General features: G+C 56.0%; 10 protein-coding genes and 1 pseudogene. 5 read left to right on the top strand and 6 right to left on the bottom strand.

Going from position 1 to position 16,880, the window contains the following annotated elements:
* Positions 1-22: 22 nt before the first annotated feature.
* The gene (locus tag AC2FNC_RS09230; RefSeq protein ID WP_480483577.1) at positions 23-1,033 is read right to left on the bottom strand and encodes a sialic acid TRAP transporter substrate-binding protein SiaP; all 1,011 of its coding nucleotides are present in this window, start codon (positions 1,031-1,033) and stop codon (positions 23-25) included.
* A gap of 100 nt (positions 1,034-1,133) precedes the next feature.
* Positions 1,134-2,426 (bottom strand): Gfo/Idh/MocA family protein, encoded by a 1,293-nt coding sequence (locus tag AC2FNC_RS09225; protein ID WP_496715137.1) that lies wholly within the window; start codon positions 2,424-2,426, stop codon positions 1,134-1,136.
* Between AC2FNC_RS09225 and AC2FNC_RS09220 the strand changes: the two genes are divergently transcribed.
* Together AC2FNC_RS09220 and AC2FNC_RS09215 are read left to right on the top strand one after the other, a co-directional pair.
* Positions 2,425-3,078: a GntR family transcriptional regulator gene (locus AC2FNC_RS09220; protein WP_170328650.1), complete on the top strand. Its 654-nt coding sequence runs from the start codon at positions 2,425-2,427 to the stop codon at positions 3,076-3,078. The genes AC2FNC_RS09225 and AC2FNC_RS09220 overlap by 2 nt on opposite strands.
* Before the next feature lie 437 nt (positions 3,079-3,515).
* Entirely contained in the window at positions 3,516-5,432 is a 1,917-nt protein-coding gene (locus AC2FNC_RS09215) for an adenylate/guanylate cyclase domain-containing protein (protein ID WP_480496567.1), read from the top strand.
* 866 nt (positions 5,433-6,298) lie between these two features.
* Here the strand turns inward: AC2FNC_RS09215 and AC2FNC_RS09210 are convergent.
* From AC2FNC_RS09210 to AC2FNC_RS09195, 4 genes and pseudogenes are all read right to left on the bottom strand, one after another.
* Positions 6,299-6,915 (bottom strand): annotated as a pseudogene (locus AC2FNC_RS09210) (transposase family protein); the annotation flags it as partial.
* A 241-nt stretch (positions 6,916-7,156) separates the two neighbouring features.
* The gene (locus tag AC2FNC_RS09205; RefSeq protein ID WP_496715136.1) at positions 7,157-8,986 is read right to left on the bottom strand and encodes a caspase family protein; all 1,830 of its coding nucleotides are present in this window, start codon (positions 8,984-8,986) and stop codon (positions 7,157-7,159) included.
* Positions 8,987-9,024: 38 nt separating this feature from the next.
* Positions 9,025-9,705, bottom strand: a complete 681-nt coding sequence (locus tag AC2FNC_RS09200) for a DUF928 domain-containing protein (protein ID WP_480494782.1) — start codon at positions 9,703-9,705, stop codon at positions 9,025-9,027.
* Positions 9,702-11,612, bottom strand: coding sequence for a CHASE2 domain-containing protein (locus tag AC2FNC_RS09195; protein WP_480519321.1), 1,911 nt, complete (start codon positions 11,610-11,612; stop codon positions 9,702-9,704). Before AC2FNC_RS09195 ends, AC2FNC_RS09200 begins: the two co-directional genes overlap by 4 nt.
* A gap of 441 nt (positions 11,613-12,053) precedes the next feature.
* On the opposite strand from AC2FNC_RS09195, the gene AC2FNC_RS09190 reads away from it, so the two are divergent.
* From AC2FNC_RS09190 to AC2FNC_RS09180, 3 genes are read left to right on the top strand one after another with little or no spacing between them, the layout of a single operon-like run.
* Positions 12,054-13,049 (top strand): HlyD family secretion protein, encoded by a 996-nt coding sequence (locus AC2FNC_RS09190; protein ID WP_496715134.1) that lies wholly within the window; start codon positions 12,054-12,056, stop codon positions 13,047-13,049.
* The gene (gene rbbA / locus AC2FNC_RS09185) at positions 13,046-15,739 is read left to right on the top strand and encodes a ribosome-associated ATPase/putative transporter RbbA (RefSeq protein WP_480494776.1); all 2,694 of its coding nucleotides are present in this window, start codon (positions 13,046-13,048) and stop codon (positions 15,737-15,739) included. Before AC2FNC_RS09190 ends, rbbA begins: the two co-directional genes overlap by 4 nt.
* A complete protein-coding gene (locus AC2FNC_RS09180; RefSeq protein ID WP_480473994.1) occupies positions 15,740-16,855 on the top strand; it encodes an ABC transporter permease in 1,116 nt (371 codons plus the stop codon).
* Positions 16,856-16,880: the final 25 nt, after the last annotated feature.

Here is a 16,880-nt window from a genome sequence, read left to right as displayed (position 1 = left end):
TCCCTCCCCTGTCTTACTGGGTTCAGTTGCCCAGAGCGTTGATCTGATCCAGAACGCCTTCGGGCCATGAGCCAGCGAATTCGCTGTCCAGATACATAGACTGTACCTGATCGCGGAACGCAGCGAGATCGGGTTCGTAAATCTCCATGCCCTGCTCTTTCAGGAAGCTGACAAGATCCTCTTCTTTCTGAAGCTGCTTCTGGCGGCCTGATTCAGCTGCTGCGTCCGCAGCTTCCTGAACCTTAGCTTGCTGTTCCGGTGTCAGCCCGTCCCAAACTTCTTTGCCGATGGCTATATAGTTCAGGTCGACCAGATGCGATGTCAGGACGATCTGATTGGTCACTTCATAGAACTTGGCGTCAACGACGGTCGGCAACGGGTTATCCTGCCCGTCAACGGCACCGGTCGACAGCGCGGTATAGACTTCGGAGAAGGCCATCGGTGTCGGCGCGGCACCCAGCGCCTTGCCAAGGAACTGCCATGCGTCGGTGCCCGGCATCCGCAGATTCACGCCTTCCAAGTCTGCGGGCGTCGTGACTGTCAGCTCATCCTTGGGCTGGCGCAGGTTCACCTGACGACGGCCCAGATACATGACCGACAGCAGTTTGACGCCTAGTTCTTCTTCGGCCTTCTGCTTAAAGGCATCCATCAAGGGATCGTTGAAGACAGCTACCTGATGCGCGGCGTCCTGGTGGACATAGCCTGCGGTAAAGATCGAAAACTCGGGGAAGAACTGTGCCAGTTCCTGCGCCGAGGTGATCGACATTTCCAGGTTACCCCGGCTGATGGCGTCCAACTCGGTGCCTTGGGCAAAGATGGTTCCATTATAGCTGGGCTCGTAGCTTGCGAAATCAGCGACCATGGGCGCGAAAACCTCGGCCATAGCGACCGAGCGCTGGTCGGTCTCCGATCCTGATGTTGCGAGGCGAAGTTGCACTTTGTCTTCCGCCAGCGCACCGCTTGTCGCGCCAAACAGAACACCGGTTGCAACAAGGGCTGATACAGCAGCCCGGCGGGTAAGTTTGGTAATCACTTTGCTCCTCCCTGAGACATCATGATGCTTCTTTTTTGCGATTCAGAGTTTTGACCTATTTTGGAAATTTTGCAAGATTTTTTGCAAAATATCAGATATTTTATACTGCCGTCATATCTACCATTGGTGTTTTTTGTAAGTTTTTGATTCTGACCGTTTCACCTGTTCTGCAAGAATTCTGAATAGCTTCAATAACTTGGAGTGTTTTAAAACCTTCCCATCCAGACACAATCGGCACTGCTTCGTGCCGAGCTACTTCAATAAAGTGCCTGAGCTGATTGACCAAAGGGTCAGACGCACCCTTCTTCAGCGCGGTCGATGAGATAGGCGTCCACCAGTCCCGTTGCTCACTCTGGTAACTCCACAGGCGAAGATCGGGAACGGACAACGAACCATGAGAGCCACCGATCATATAGCTACTCTCTGTGGTCGAAGGATAGATTGGATATTCCTGAGACGTCATCTCCCAGCTCCATGGAGCAACGATGCTGTCGGACACACTTATGGTTCCTATCGCTCCGCTTTCGAACGTCAACAGAGCACCGGCAACATCTTCGTTGTCGTAACCCCGCTGCGATGCAGCCGACCGCGCCTGTACGGTCATGACTTCTCCGGCCAGGTACCGCAGCAGATCCACATCGTGGACAAGATTGACCGAGATGGGCCCTGCGCCGGGTTTCTTTCGCCAGGGCGCAGCATCAAAATATTCGTCTGGCTTATAAAACCAGCAATTCGCATGGACAGCGCGCACATCTCCAATCTTCCCATCGACAATGGCTTCCTTAGCCGCCCTGATCAGAGGATTGTGTCTGCGATGATGTCCGACCATCATTGGCACATTGGCCTTCTCCGCTGCTTGGACAAGCTCCAGTGCAGTGGTGGCTTCCACGGCGATCGGTTTTTCGACAAGAACGGGACAACCATGTCGAACACACGTGAGGCCTTGTTCAACATGAAGCGTGGTCGGGGTCGCAAGAACAGCTCCGTCCGGCGTCTGAATTGCAAACATTTCCTCGAGGGTTTCGTAACATGCGACCCCGTGCTCAACGGCGTAAGCACGGCCTTCATCGCTGGGGTCGACCACCGCGACGAGATCAACATGGCGCAACGCTCGTATAGCGTCTGCGTGGCGGCGTCCAACAAGGCCAATGCCGACAATGGCAATGCGAAAGTTCTTAGACACTTTGCTTCCTTCCGGAGGGTCCGGAAAATCCCGAAACCGATGATTGCGATCGGGCTGCTTTGCCCAACTTGGCCACGACCGTATTGGGGTTTTCGCGATTCCGCAATAATGTATGATATTTTTATTTTTACCATACATCAGTTTGGATTGCTGATGTCTCTGAAAAATGCTAATTGAACGAGAAAACTGATAATATCGGGTGAAACGCATGGCGAAACAGCCGTCTACGATAGGTGCAAGTACCTATCAGCGCATCAAGCGGGACATCATCTTCGGGGAGTTGCAGCCCGGCTCCAAACTGAAGCTGGACGCCCTGAAGGAACGCTACTCGGCAAGCCTTTCGACACTTCGTGAAACGCTGAACCGGCTCGCCAGCGATGGATTTGTCGAAGCTCCCGAGCAACGGGGTTTTCTGGTCACGCCAGTTTCACGAGAAGACCTGACCGAGATTTCAGAGCTGCGCGTTCTGTTGGAATGCCACGCGTTAGAGTTGTCCATTGCGAATGGCGACACGGACTGGGAAGGCAACCTCGTTGCCGCACACCACAAACTGCACCTGATGGAACAGCAGCTTCTCAAGGGCGACGAGTCCGAGAAAGAAACCTGGAAACGATATGATTGGGAGTTTCACCAAGCGATGATCGCGGCCTGCAACTCCAAGAACCTTCTGTCTCTGCACTCGATCATCTACGACAAGTATCTGCGGTATCAGATGCTGGTGCTGACATATCGCGGCGAAGAGGCCGTCAAGGAACACAAGGGCATGTTCGATGCCGCGCTGGCCAGAGACGCTGACACGGCCAAGAAACTGTTGGAAGATCACATCCGAAACGGCCTCACCCACACGTTGGAGGCTATGTAATGCGACATGCTGATTGTGTGCTTCGACGTCTTCAGGTCGATTTGGCAGGGAATATCTCAATATTCCACATCTAGATCGAGAAGTTTGTGAGCGGCCCGAAGCGGACGTTCATCGACACATGTCGCCGCTGCGGTGCGGCCCGTCGAACCGGCCGTTCGCTGCAGGCGCAAATTTTCAGGGTGCACGAACTCACAGTCTGCGGACGTAGCGTGAATTCACGTCGCAAACCCCGACTTCTGTAATCTGCGCATCGCGACCTCGATCTCCTGCACCAAGGGCGAAGAGCTGACCTCCACTGCGGGTGCAAGCAGGTGATGCCTTCGAGGCGAAGCGGACGTTCAGCCTTGGTTATGAAAGCCAAATTTAACTGGACTACTCAAAGGCCGCGCATTGTCGATATTTCGTGACATCAGTTAGACTGCGAGCAGGAGGGTTCTATGCTGCGCCGACTCGCCGCGATCATGGCTGCCGATGTCGTTGGATATTCGTCGTTGATGGGCAGCGACGAAGCAGGGGTATTGTCCGCTCTCAAAACGCTGCGTTCTGAGATTTTTGATCCCGCAATTGCAAGACATCACGGGCGTCTCGTCAAGTTGATGGGGGACGGTGCTCTTGTCGAATTTGCTTCGGTTGTCGATGCCGTAACTTGTGGCGTCGAAATCCAGCGGACAATGGCTGAGGCTGCTCCGAGCCTCGCCAACGGGTGGCGGTTGCAACTTCGGATCGGAATAAACCTCGGTGATGTCATGATCGCTGATGGGGACCTCTATGGTGACGGGGTGAATGTTGCCTCCCGCATTGAAGGTCTGGCTGACCCAGGCGGTGTCGCAGTTTCTGAGAGTGTCGCGCACCAGGCAATGGGCAAGGTAGATGCCGAATTTGAGGATCTCGGTCTGAAAAACCTGAAGAACATCGCTGAACCGGTTCGGGTTTTCCGCGTAATGCCTGTTAGATCGCCCGCATCCAAACGGCGATCAAACAAGCTTCCATTGATGACCGGTGCATTGGTACTGGTTGGTCTGGGGGCTGTAGGCTTGTTAACATGGTGGATCGGCTTTGATCACGAGCCGCCCGAGGCAATGACCTTTGATGAAGCCGCTCTGTTAACAGAGCCAACGGGTCCGACCGTTGCGGTTCTGCCGTTTCAAAACCTTAGCAATACGGACGCTCGCGATTTATTGGCCGTTGGCATTGGCGAAGACATCATCGTTGAGCTGGGGAGCTACCAGGACCTCAATGTGCTGTCCCGCCAATCCACCCATTCCGTTGGATCGGACGAAAGTAACCCGCGCAGTATCCGGCAGAAATTCGGAGCGGACTATGTGCTGGAAGGTTCGGTTCGGCAGGTTGCAGATCGCCTGCGTGTGACTGCGCGGCTGATTGATACTTCAACGGGCCTTCAGGTCTGGTCGGATGCGTATGACGAAAACCTCACAACCTCCAATATTCTCGACGTTCAGTTGCACATTACGGAAAAGGTCGCCTCTGCCGTGGGTGATGCAGGCGGGGCTATCAAGCGGATTCACGCAGGACACGCGCGCGCGAAACCTCCCGAAAACCTGTCGTCTTACGAATGTTCGCTTTTGCGTGTCGGATTTATGAACCGGCGTGACATGCAAGAGCGTGTTCGCGCCTGTATCGAGCGGGTCGTGGAAGAGGAACCCAATTACTGGCGCGGTTGGGCGCAGTTGTCCGAGGCGCTTCAGACTGACGTCAAGTTTTTCACCGGCTTGTACGAAGGAACGCAGGAAGAAAAAATTGCCCGGGCCGAGGACGCCGCTCGTAAGGCCGTTTCACTCAATCCCTATTCTGCGCGCAGTCATTTTCTGTTGGCGCTTGCCCTGCAGCTTCAACGCAATCTCGACGGGTTTTTCTCATCAGCCGAGACCGCGCTTTCACTGGGGACGGACCGGTATCTGCAGGGGCAGATCGGCTATGAATTCATTTGGTCAGGGCGTTTGGATTTGGGTGCCGCACTTGTTGAAAACGCCATTGCACTTGATCCCAACGCAGCCGACCCAAACTGGTATCAGGCGCTTGCCGAGTATCATTTCTTGAATGGAAATTACGAGACGGCGTTGGAAATCTACCGCAAAGGGGCGCAGCCTGACCTGTGGTGGTCGGTTTCCATCGAGGTCGCGATTATGGCCGAGCTTGGTCCGCACAGTGCCGCTGTTGCGGCGAGAGACCGGCTCTACAGAATCCGGCCAGGCATAAAAATTGCAGACATTGTATGGGTGTATCGGCGCTTTGCGCGACCCGATGAGCTTATTCTTCCTTTTGTTGAAGCTTATCGAACTGTAGGAATGCCGGAAGGACAGTATGCCCCTTTTGATGTGGAGAGCGGGGGTTAACGTACGTAGCCATCGGTATGGAGATGGTGCGGATAAGATTGCTCACAAAGAACTCAGCCTTACTCGGGCACTCCCGCCCTTTGTAGGCTTGCCAGCCAGATCCGCCGGTTTTCGGGATGGTTTTTGATCCTGCGAATTGCCTGCGCATCGCGGAAATTGACAGTTTCGGGTTGATCTCAAGCGCATCTTTGACAGCCTCGGGGACTCAATCCAGAAGTTCAGCGCCGATGGAAAGAGAACTTTCGAGCTGCACAGCTTTGAACCGTCTACTGGTCTCTGAGTTTCGGTTTCAAACTGGTTCTGACTCTGGACCTGCCATTTTCCCTCAGTCAGAAAAATGGCAGGCACAAATACAGCGGCCCTTTTCTGCATGCGCGGTGAATGTCCGCAATGCGGGCCGCTGCAACATTGTGGGCGGGTGCCAAATGGCTCTTTCGGACCGTACTAACCGTAACCAATGGCGGTATCAGGTGGTTCGCTCCCGTTCGTGCGTCGCGCAGCATTGGTCAAGATGGGCTCTATTAAGACCTTAGCCGCAGCGTCGACGAAGGACCTTTACTCAGATTGGGTCAGAAATGCTTGACGTTTGGGTCAGAATTGAATGACGCGATTTGTAGATTTATTGAGGTTTTGGCTGTCGATTGAGTCAAATATCAGTGACGTTCCACAGTAATTTGTCAGGCGACACATAGTTCTGCCACCAGCGACAGAACCTTGACTTTTTTGCCTCACTTCCTTCATCCAGCACCTAGACCGATTTCATTGATCCTGACTTCCTTTTGGTAAAATCAGGGCTGATTTGCAGATCAGACGCCGACGGCGCCTGTTCCTGCTGATCTGCCACGTGACGAACGCGGATGGGGCGAGCCTCCCCATTTCCAGTTGGGCTCGTATGCTGTGAAGTCCCGGTTCAACAGGTTCGGCGCGATATTGAAGGCGTTATTGCAGTCGGTCGTCACTTTGTATTACTTCGATCTCTCGACTCGTATGCTATTTTCACGCATCAGCCGACCAACACGACGACGCCCGACGCTCAGACCAAGTTCCTTCAACTCGCCAGTCATTTGTGGACGGTCGTGGCTGCTCAGGCTGAGACGAGATCGCTCCTGGACATGAGTCAGCACGACCGCGTTGGTCCGCTGCCTTTGGCTGGCTGGGCGGCTGCAATAAGCGCGCAGGATACATGAGCTGACATTCAGAACTTGGCAAAGGCGGTTAACTGGGAATTCGCTTCCATGCTCTTAGATGAAACTAAACCTCATGGCTTCTGGCTCGCGAAGTAGGTTGTGGCCTTTTTTAGAATACCCCTCTCCTCATTGAGAACCCGGTTCTCCCGTCGAAGTCGCTCGTTTTCACGGGCGAGGTCCAGATCCTTGTCCGACACAACGCCGGCGTTACGATGCGCCGGTACCCACTTGTTCAGCGTCGAAAGGCCAATACCTAAGTCTAAAGCAACCCGCCGACGTGTCAGCCCGCTCGTCAGCGGAGTCTACACTGCATCAGCACGGAAATCGTCCGTCCGTTTCAGTCCCAAAGTCCGTCTCCTTTGCTGCAATAAGTGCCATCAAAGGAGCGGCATCAAACCGCGACACGTCCAGATCGGGCTTGAGAGCGATCGGATTTCGATTGCATTGCAAGTATTACTAGCCGGGATAGCCCCTGTCTGAATCTTTTGTAGAGCTGAGCAATGCACCTGGGCTGCAATCCATTTGAACTTATCCCGGTTAGGGCAACCTGCCTTCCAGAACGACTGAACGTGCAAAGCGTCCCGACCCGTCGAACCATTGTGTCGGCACGATCTCACTCAGGTCTCGGCGTCCGTTTCGTTCATACTGAAACTGAGCGAAAGCCTTGTTGCCTTTCCCATGGGTCTTGTTCGGTTTCGATGGTAACCAATTTGTGAAATTGACCGGCTCTCCGGTGTACCACCGCCAGCCTGTCACGGCATTTTCTTCCTTTGGGTCCTTCCGGAAGCCGAAATAGGGGCCAGCCTTGTAACTGGTGTTGGTTCGACTGTCATAGCCTTGTTCAAACAAGGCCGGATCATGGGCGATCATGCGCACCACGAATGCGTTCTCGTCAGCCGATGTCAGGGATGCAAGATCGATGCCACAGCTCTCGGCGAGGCGGCGCGCGTCGTCGATCGAGCCGGAATAAATCATGGCGATGTAGAAGCTGCCCCGGTACTTGCCATAGATGCTTTTCCGCAAGCCAAGGCACTTGAGCACTGTTATGATCTCTTCGTTTTCACCCAGCATTTCAAGGTCATCCGGCATTTGACGCACAGCAAATGGATTGCTGACAAAACTACCGTCAGACCCATCCTGCCATTCCATTCGCAAGCTTGCCAGAACGGCCGCATCGACATGGCCCGTCGGATCAAGCCCTCGGGCCTCCTGCAAAGCCTTTATTCCCGCCCGCGTCTTCAGTCCGAACGCGCCATCCGGCACGCCGACCTCGAAACCGGCGGTATTGAGCGCCTCTTGCAGACGCTGTTTCCGTTCGCGGTCCGGTAAAAGGAAATCCTCCATTGTGGACAGGTGGCCCTGTTTCTTCAGCCAATCCGGCGTAATCTCGGCCATGCGCCCCAGAATCTCGGGCTCGACGATGGTGGCCGCCCGGTACTTGCCGGCGACCAGCGACCAGCCACGCATGGTGTTCACTTTCATCGCGGTGCTGATTGCAGTGTCGCGGGTCGCAAGGGGGCGCACGGCGACGGGCTGGGTCGTCTGGTCTGCAGGTGCCAGCATTGCCACCTGTTCGACCTGTGGCACAAGGTAGATGTCTTCGCCAGGCAGTGAGCCATATGTAAATGGCTCCTGAAATCCATCCGTAAGCTCCACCACCCGATCGCGCACCCGGCGAAACATTTTCCCAAGCTCCAACCCCGGCTGTTCGATATGTTCCAAAAGTGCCGTCGCATAGGGGCTGTTCCGGCCGCCCCCGTCCTGCGCCAGCGTTCCACCACGCGCGGCATAGCCCACGACAACCCCACCAGGTTCCACTGCGGCCAGCCCACGCCCGATCGACCGAGTGGCCGACGCGCGCGACATCTGCGCAACGAAAGGATTGTTGCGGCAGGCATCGACCAGAACCAGTTTCAGCCCCGGCGTATCGGCAATCGAATTCACGATTGCATCCAGACGAATGGCCTCGAAGTCGACGTCGCGGTCGCTTTTCAGTGCTGCGTTCACCGGGATCAGGTAGTTGGTATTCTCGATCTCAATTCCGTGGCCCGCGAAATAGACAAGCGCCACATCGGCACCCGCGGCAGTTTCGGTAAAGTCCCGAAGCGCGATGCGCATACCGTTGTAATCCAGGTCCAGACCCGTGGTGACCTCGAACCCTATACGTGCCAGCGATTTCGAGATGTCCTGAGCATCATTGATCGGGTTCTCCAGACTCGAGACATGCTGATAAGCGGAATTGCCAATGACTAGAGCCACGCGTTTTTCCGTCGCCGCAAAGGCCGCTGCTGAAATGGTGCAGATCAGTGCAACGGCCAGCAGAGCGCAGCGTAGAGCCAGACCCGAAAAAGACCGGTATATCATCATGCGTCCCCCGCCTGTTTGCCGAGGGGTTGGAGCGTGTCCTATGGCAGCGAAATGCCAGCAGACCGGACAAGGCTCGCAAACCCCGCATTCCGGTTGACCCGAACTTTACCCGATAACTCGATTTCGACAAAGGGGTGCAGGGCATCGAACCATAATCCCTTGGCGGCCAAGGCCGGCACATCCTCTGCGGCGGGCTCTGGGGCGGTGACCCGTTCCACGTAAGTCGTCACCGTCGCGATGACGGCCCCCGCCTCAGGTTCCGCTAGAACCACTGTCCAGACATAAATACGCCCCGGCTCCAGCACGAGTTCCGAGCGCGACAGGTCGAGCGCGTAGAACCCTTTTCGGAACCGACCGTTGCCGGAAATACCGACTCCGTTCTGCTGCGACCCGACCGGGGCCAACTGCGCGGACATCTGGCCTGAAAAATTATCAGCCAAGTGCCAGATCAGCGGGGGTTTGCCCAATGTGGTCACGCCGCCGCCAGCCGGTGCGAGCACGGCCAGTGCTCCAGCCTCTTGCCCGACATCGCGCGTGGCAGCGCCGACGCGGTCCGCCGGGGCACCGATGGTGGGCGGAATGAAAATGACCTCGTCTGGATCAGCCTGCTGACTGCCTTCGCTTTCTTGCGCCGACAGGGAAATGGTCGAGCCCAGAAGCAGCAGCAGACCGGTTATCAAAGCGCCAAGAGTGTTTCCCGAACATGCCGGTGTCATCATTGCGATGCCCCCCTCTGTGCCGATCCTGTCAGCAAGAATAACGCAATTTCCCGCGACTTGTCGTCGTGGATAAGGTGCCCGACCAACTGAAACGTGAAATAGCGTCCAACGAGTTCTCGAAGATCAGCGCTGGCACAGATCGTGGTTGCCGACGCGCGCCTAACTTGCAACGCTTTTCCGAATGCCTCGATACGGGCTGCGATGTTCACCGTGTCGCCCATGATGTTGTATTGAAGGCTGCCCGCGCTGCCCAACGTGCCGCCCAAAACCACGCCACTATGGAGCCCGATCCGCAGACCATAAGGTGCCAACAGACCACCTTCTGCATTCAGTCTGTCAATCCGGTCAGAAATTTGCAGTGCCGTCCGGCAGGCCGCGACAGCGTCCTTCTGGATGTCCTCCTCGGTCGTTCGAGGCAGCGGCGCACCGAACACCACCAGGATTCCGTCACCGGTGAACTTCTCAATGAACCCGCCATTTTCGCGAGCGACCTGGCTCATTTCATCCAAAATCCGGCTTGTCCAGTCCATGAAGGCACCCGGTTCGGCCGAGCCGCCGACGGTCGTCGAGCCTTCCAGATCAGCAAGAAGGACACTGACGCGCAAGCGGCGGGGGCGCGGCTTTCCGCCAGCAAAAAGGATATCACGCGCGTTCCATATCTCGGCTGTGAGTTCCGGGGACAGATGATCCGAGAACAGTCTGGCGATGGCCTGGCGTTGCCGACGCGAGATGATCCCGACAGTGAGGAGCGCTAAAAGAAAGGCGGTAAACCAAGCAACCGATGTCGGAACGACCGGCAACCATATGCCACGAGACAAAAGGTTCGAAAGCGCCACTCCAATAGCGATGGCAAGGCCTGGTCCAAGTAGTATGACGGTCAGCACAGTGCGCGACAGAACCCCAGCTAATGCCCCGAACAATGCGCTGGCGAAGATTATCGCCAAGTGCGCACTTTGCCCGGGGCTGCGCATCGGTTGGCTGCGGCCCGCGGCATAATCGATTAATTGCTGGGTGGTGGCTGCATGCACCAATACGCCATAGCTGAATGGCGTCTGTGGCGGGTTGTTCAGCGGTGTGCGGAAATCGTCTTTGATCGACTTGCTGGTAACCCCGATCAGGGCGACTTTTCCTTCGATCATGTCCGCGTCTGCTTGTCCGGCGAGCAAGTCGCGGGCCAGTATGATCGGGGCCATCGGCAATGCGTTGGTGTAATCCAGCAGCACCTGATAGCCCGTATCATCTAGCCCGCGATAGCTGCCGAACCTGTCTTCCAGTCGTCGCACCGGCGTCTGACCAAACAACAGGGTCCGGGGATCGTCCGGCCAGGCTTTCAGGCTGTTTTGACCCGTGGCGCGCAGGGCCAACTGTGTGCTGAACGCCAAAGAAATGCGATCGGTGCCGCTGACCAGCAGAATACTGCGCCGGGCGACACCATCCGCGTCGACGGGGATATCAGCAAACCCCACGCTGCCGTCGTTCTGCGCAAAATCCGGCGCCTCGATGCTCAGCCCGCCGCTGTCGTTCAGTTTCACAACCCAGATCGCATTGGTCTTCAGGAACGCCGCTTCGAGTTGCTGCCGCCCCTCGATCACCTCATTGTCGCGATAGATATCGATACCGATTACAGCGGCACCTGCCGACGACAGTGCGTCGATAATATTCGCAATCTGACCATCTGAGAGGGGCCAGCCCCAGGTGCGCAAATCCTCGTCATCGACCGCGACCACGACAACATCCTGTGCCAACGCATCGCTGGCCCTGCGGTCCAAAACCCAATCGTAATGTGCAAGCTCGGGCCGCTGCAGGTAACCTTCAGAACGAAGGCCTGCGAGGATCGTGAAAACTCCAAGCGCGGCAAGACCCGCCACGAAAAGCGCCTGCACCGGACTAAGAAGCCTTCTGTTCATCTTACAAGTTTGCAGTTGTTCGAAGGTAAATAGCAACTTACGTTCGTTGTTTTCTCAAGACCATCGGGGAGTTTGCGGGGCTGAACGCCGCTCAAACCGTGTCTTTGAGGGTGAACTGTACATGGCGGTCTTTTGAGGAACCTGCTAAAGCTATCGGTTCAGGGTCGAGAAATTGACTCCGATATCGGCCACCACTCGTTTTCACTTCAGCTTGGCTGTCAACGCGGTGCGCATTGCCTTAGTGTGCGAAGCCAGGGTTGGTTTGCATGCCATGTTGTTTCTCTTTTGTGGTAAAGTTTCAGGTCACAAAGGCTGAACATGTCCGGGACAGGGTCGCAGAGTCTTTCTTTGCCCTGACGTCGTTGGCTTGATCCAAAGCAAAGCCCACGGTTCAGCAGCAGTATAGAGGAATACCCGCAGCGAGTTTTCAGGCGGTGGATAATGAAGAAAAACTCATTGATTTTTTTTGCTTTGGCTGCGCTCGCGATGGTGGGCGTGGTGCTCTATTCCCTGGTCTCTGAAAATGGAAGCCAGTTGCCTGATGGATTTGCCCGGGGGAATGGTCGGATCGAGGCCGAGCAGATTGAAATTGCGCCGACCTTAGCCGGACGTGTCGAAAGCGTCATGGCGGTTGAAGGCGGTATGGTCGCCACCGGTGACGTGCTGGCCGAAATGGACAGTGATGAGTTGTCCGCCACGCTAGATCGTGCCAAGGCCGAAGTGGCGCTGGCGCATCAGACCAAAGTGGAAGCAGAGGCACTTGTTGTGCAGCGGAAAAGCGAACTGCGCCGGGCCGCGCAGGAGCTTCAGCGCGCAACGGCTCTTCTGACTGGGCAGAATATCTCTGAAACGGTTTTCGAAGAACGCGAAACCATACATCAGGTTGCCGCGGCGGTTCTGGGTGCCGCACAGGCGCGCGTGGCCACTGCAGAAAGCCAGATTGCGGCCGCCGAGGCCGAAGTGCGCCGTATCGAGGCGCTGATCGAAGACAGCTCGCTTTTGGCTCCGACACGCGGGCGTGTGCTTTATCGGCTGGCGGAACCCGGCGAGGTCGTTGCCGCGGGTGAACCAATCCTGACTCTGCTCAGCCTTGAGAATGTATATATGGAGGTGTTCCTGCCTGCGCGCGAAGCCGGATTGCTGCCTATTGGTGCCGAAGCTCGCATCATTCTTGACGCCCTGCCGGACTATTCCATTCCAGCCTTTGTAACCTTTGTCTCTCCTGAAGCACAATTCACACCCAAGCAGGTCGAGACTTTGGATGAACGCGAACAACTGGTGTTCCGCGTCCGTGTGCGCATCCCCGAGATTCTGGTCCAACGCCGGATTGAGCACGTCAAAACCGGGCTTCGCGGTGTTGCCGTGATCCGGATCGATCCAAACCTTGCGTGGCCAGAGGCGTTGGAACAGGGTATCCCGCCCGAGCTGTTCGAATGACGCCAGAGGCCGACATTGAGATTCGCATCACGGGTGTCACGCACCGGTATCGCAGCGATGTCGCGTTGCAGTCGGTTTCGCTTGATCTTCCCAGGGGCCAGCTGGTCGGCTTCATCGGACCGGATGGGGTGGGAAAGTCGACCCTGCTGGGGTTGATCACCGGTGCAAAAAAACTGCAAACCGGATCAATCAATGTTCTAGGTGGCTTGATCGACGACGCCGCGCACCGACGCCTTATCTGCCCGGCCATTGCCTTCATGCCACAGGGCTTGGGTCGAAACCTTTATTCTGAGTTGTCAGTACGCGAGAACCTTGAGTTCTTTTCGGGGCTTTTTGGCCAAGGGCAAGAAGAATGTGACATCCGGATCAATGCGCTGTTGTCTGCGACAGGGCTGGCGCCGTTTGAAGACCGGCTTATGGGCAAGCTTTCGGGCGGGATGAAGCAAAAGCTCGGCCTGTGCTGTGCTCTGATACATGATCCGAAGTTGCTGGTTTTGGATGAACCGACAACCGGTGTCGATCCACTCTCACGCCGTCAATTCTGGGCATTGATTAATGCCATTCGGGCAGAGCATCCCAGACTGTCCGTCCTTGTGTCCACTGCTTACATGGAGGAGGCGGAAAGCTTTGACCGAATTGTTGCAATGGACGGAGGTCGCGTCATCTTTCAAGGCAAACCTGCTGAACTGAAAGGGCAGGACCGGGATCTCGAAACCGCATACCGGCGCTTGCGGTCACACGATGGTTTTGGATTGGCGTCGGAACAAACACCTGTTCGGCAGGTCAACCCGAACCCTGTGATTTCTGCCCGAGGCCTGACACGTCGGTTCGGGGATTTCACCGCTGTCGACAGTGTCGATTTCTCGATCCATCGCGGAGAGATATTCGGTTTTCTTGGGTCAAACGGTTGTGGCAAATCCACCACGATGAAGATGTTGACCGGCCTGTTGCCAGTCAGTTCCGGAGAGGCATTGTTGTTTGGCAACCCGGTTGATGCACGTGATCGCAAGATGCGTCGCGACATCGGATACATGAGCCAGGCTTTTTCGCTCTATGGCGAGTTGTCAGTTCATCAGAACCTACAGCTTCATGCCCGGATATTTGCAATCCCTGATCGAGAGGAGCGCATATCGGAATTGACCGAACGTTTTGGTCTGACGGCCCATCGCGACACACTAGCTGCCGCGCTGCCTCTTGGAATCAAACAACGTTTGTCATTGGCGGTGGCGGTTATCCATCGTCCCCGAGTTCTCATTCTTGATGAACCAACCTCGGGTGTGGACCCCGAAGCACGCGATGTCTTTTGGGCTTTGCTAGTCGAACTTTCGCGCAAGGACTTGGTGACGATCTTTGTCTCCACCCATTTCATGGCCGAGGCAGAGCGCTGCGACCGCGTATCATTCATGCATGCGGGCCGTGTTCTGGCGGAAGGTACGCCCGCGGACCTGATCGCCGCAGAAGGCACCGGCAGCCTTGAGGAAGCTTTCATTTCAGTTTTGGAGGCCGCAGAAAAACCTGCACCTGTCGTGGCACCCAAAGTTGACTTTGTCACCAAGACCAAGGTCACCGGACAAGGTATCGGTCGTGCCCTGACTTACACACGACGCGAAGCGGTTGAAGTGGTCCGTGATCCCGTTCGTCTGGCATTTGCATTTCTTGGCTCGGCGATTTTGATGCTGGTGTTCTGCTTTGGCATATCACTCGACATAGAAGATCTTGAGTTTGCCGTTCTGGACTTGTCTCAGAGCCCGGAAAGCAGGGCCTACACGGAAGAAATTTCGGGATCGCCTTATTTCAAGCAAACGCCGCCTTTGATCAGCGCCACAGAAGGGCGCAGACGGTTGCAGGCAGGGGACGTTTCAATGGTGATCGAGTTGCCACCTGATTTCGGGCGCAAGTTGCGCACAGGTGAACCTACCCAAGTGCTGGCAACCGTTGATGGCGCGATCCCCTTCAAAGGGGAAACAGTCGAGGGGTATGTCGCTGGGCTGCACCAGTCGTTTCTTGACGGGCAGGCGAGGACCACAGGCGAACACGCGGTTGAGATCGCCCGTATTGAACCCCGGTTTCGCTATAACCAGAGCTTTGAGAGCATTGCCGCGATGGCCCCGGCCATGCCCGCCATCCTGCTGATCATGCTGCCTGCCGTGTTGGCTGCGGTCAGCGTCGCGCGAGAGCGCGAACTGGGCTCGGTCGTCAATTTCTACGTCACACCGACAACCCGGCTCGAGTTCCTGATCGGCAAACAGATACCCTATATCATGATTGCCTACGTGAATTTCCTGTTGCTGGCCGCAATGATTATTTTTGTCTTCGATGTGCCGCTTAAGGGCGATCCCCTGCCTTTGGCATTGGGTGCGTTTTTGTATGTTTGGGCGACGACGTCTTATGGATTGCTGATCGCAACCATGACATCCAGCCAGGTGGCAGCGACTTTTGCCACTGCTATCGCTTCGGTCGTGCCTACCATCCAGTTCTCGGGTCTTTTGCAGCCCGTATCAACGCTTGAGGATGGTGCGCAGCTTATCGGCTCTCTCTGGCCCTCATCCTACTTTCTGCACCTCAATGTCGGGGCCTTCACCAAAGGGCTTGGATGGGAGGCGCTCGCACCGGACATTTTGGCACTGGCCTGCTTTGGACCGGCGTTGACACTGATCGCCGCGCTTTGCCTTCGCGCGCAGGAGAAGTGAATGCAGCGATTGTCCTGCATATTCTGGCTTGGCCTGAAAGAAGTGATGAGCCTGCGTCGGGACTGGGTGATGATGGCGCTGTTGGTCTGGTCTTTCACGCTGGCACCCATGATGGAGGCAACCGGCGTAGCGACCTCGGTCAACAACGCGTCGATTGCATTTTCTGATGAGGACAATTCTCCACTGTCCCGAGCGCTTGCCACAGCATATTTTCCACCCGAGTTCCAGCCGGTCGTACAAATCGAACCAGGTAGCGGTCCAGCGCAAATGGACGCCGGAGAATTCATCTTCATAGTTGTTGTTCCACCGGGATTCGAGAAAGACCTAAGGGCAAGGCGCAAGCCTGAAATCCAAGTTCTGATCGACGCCACGGCGATGGAGCAGGCCGGGATCGGTGCCAGCTATATCACCAATATTTTGGGTGCCGAAATTCGCCGCTTTGCGATCGGTGTCGATCTTGTAGATCCACCGCTGGTCGATGTCATCCTAAGAAGCGCTTTCAACCCCAACCGTGATACCGTGCGTTTTGCCGGGATCGTTGCCCTGATCGGACAGATCATGTGGCTTACCACCATTCTGACCGGCGCTGCCATGATCCGAGAGAGGGAGCACGGGACGATCGAGCATCTGCTGGCAATGCCGCTGACCCCGTTTGACATTGCAGCAGCCAAAATCTGGGCCAATGCTGCAATTGTCCTGATCGCGGCCAGCCTGTCGCTGACCTTTGTCATGCAGGGTGCGCTGGGAATTGAAATCTCGGGGTCAAAAGGACTGTTCCTGTTTGGCACTGCCCTGTTTCTGTTCACCGCAACCGCACTCGGGGTTTTTCTCGCTACGATTGCGCGTTCGATGGCGCAGTTTGCGCTTTTGGTCATGCTGATCGTCCTTCCCATGCTGATGCTGTCCGGAGGAGAGACGCCGGTTGAAGGGCAGCCAGACTGGTTGCAGGTCGGGACGCTGCTATTGCCGTCTCGTCACTATATGGCCGCCAGTCAGGCAATTGTGTTCAAGGGTGCCGGTCTCGAAACAGTTTGGCCAGAGTTCATCTGGATGGCTTTGCTGGGCGCTGTCCTGCTGGCAACAAGTCTGGCCCTCTTTCGGAGATCTGTTGAGTAATTGAGCCAAACCGGTTTGGGATAAT

It is taken from the genome of Ruegeria sp. BHSA123, assembly GCF_059613425.1.
This window is presented reverse-complemented; position numbering and strand designations above follow the sequence as displayed.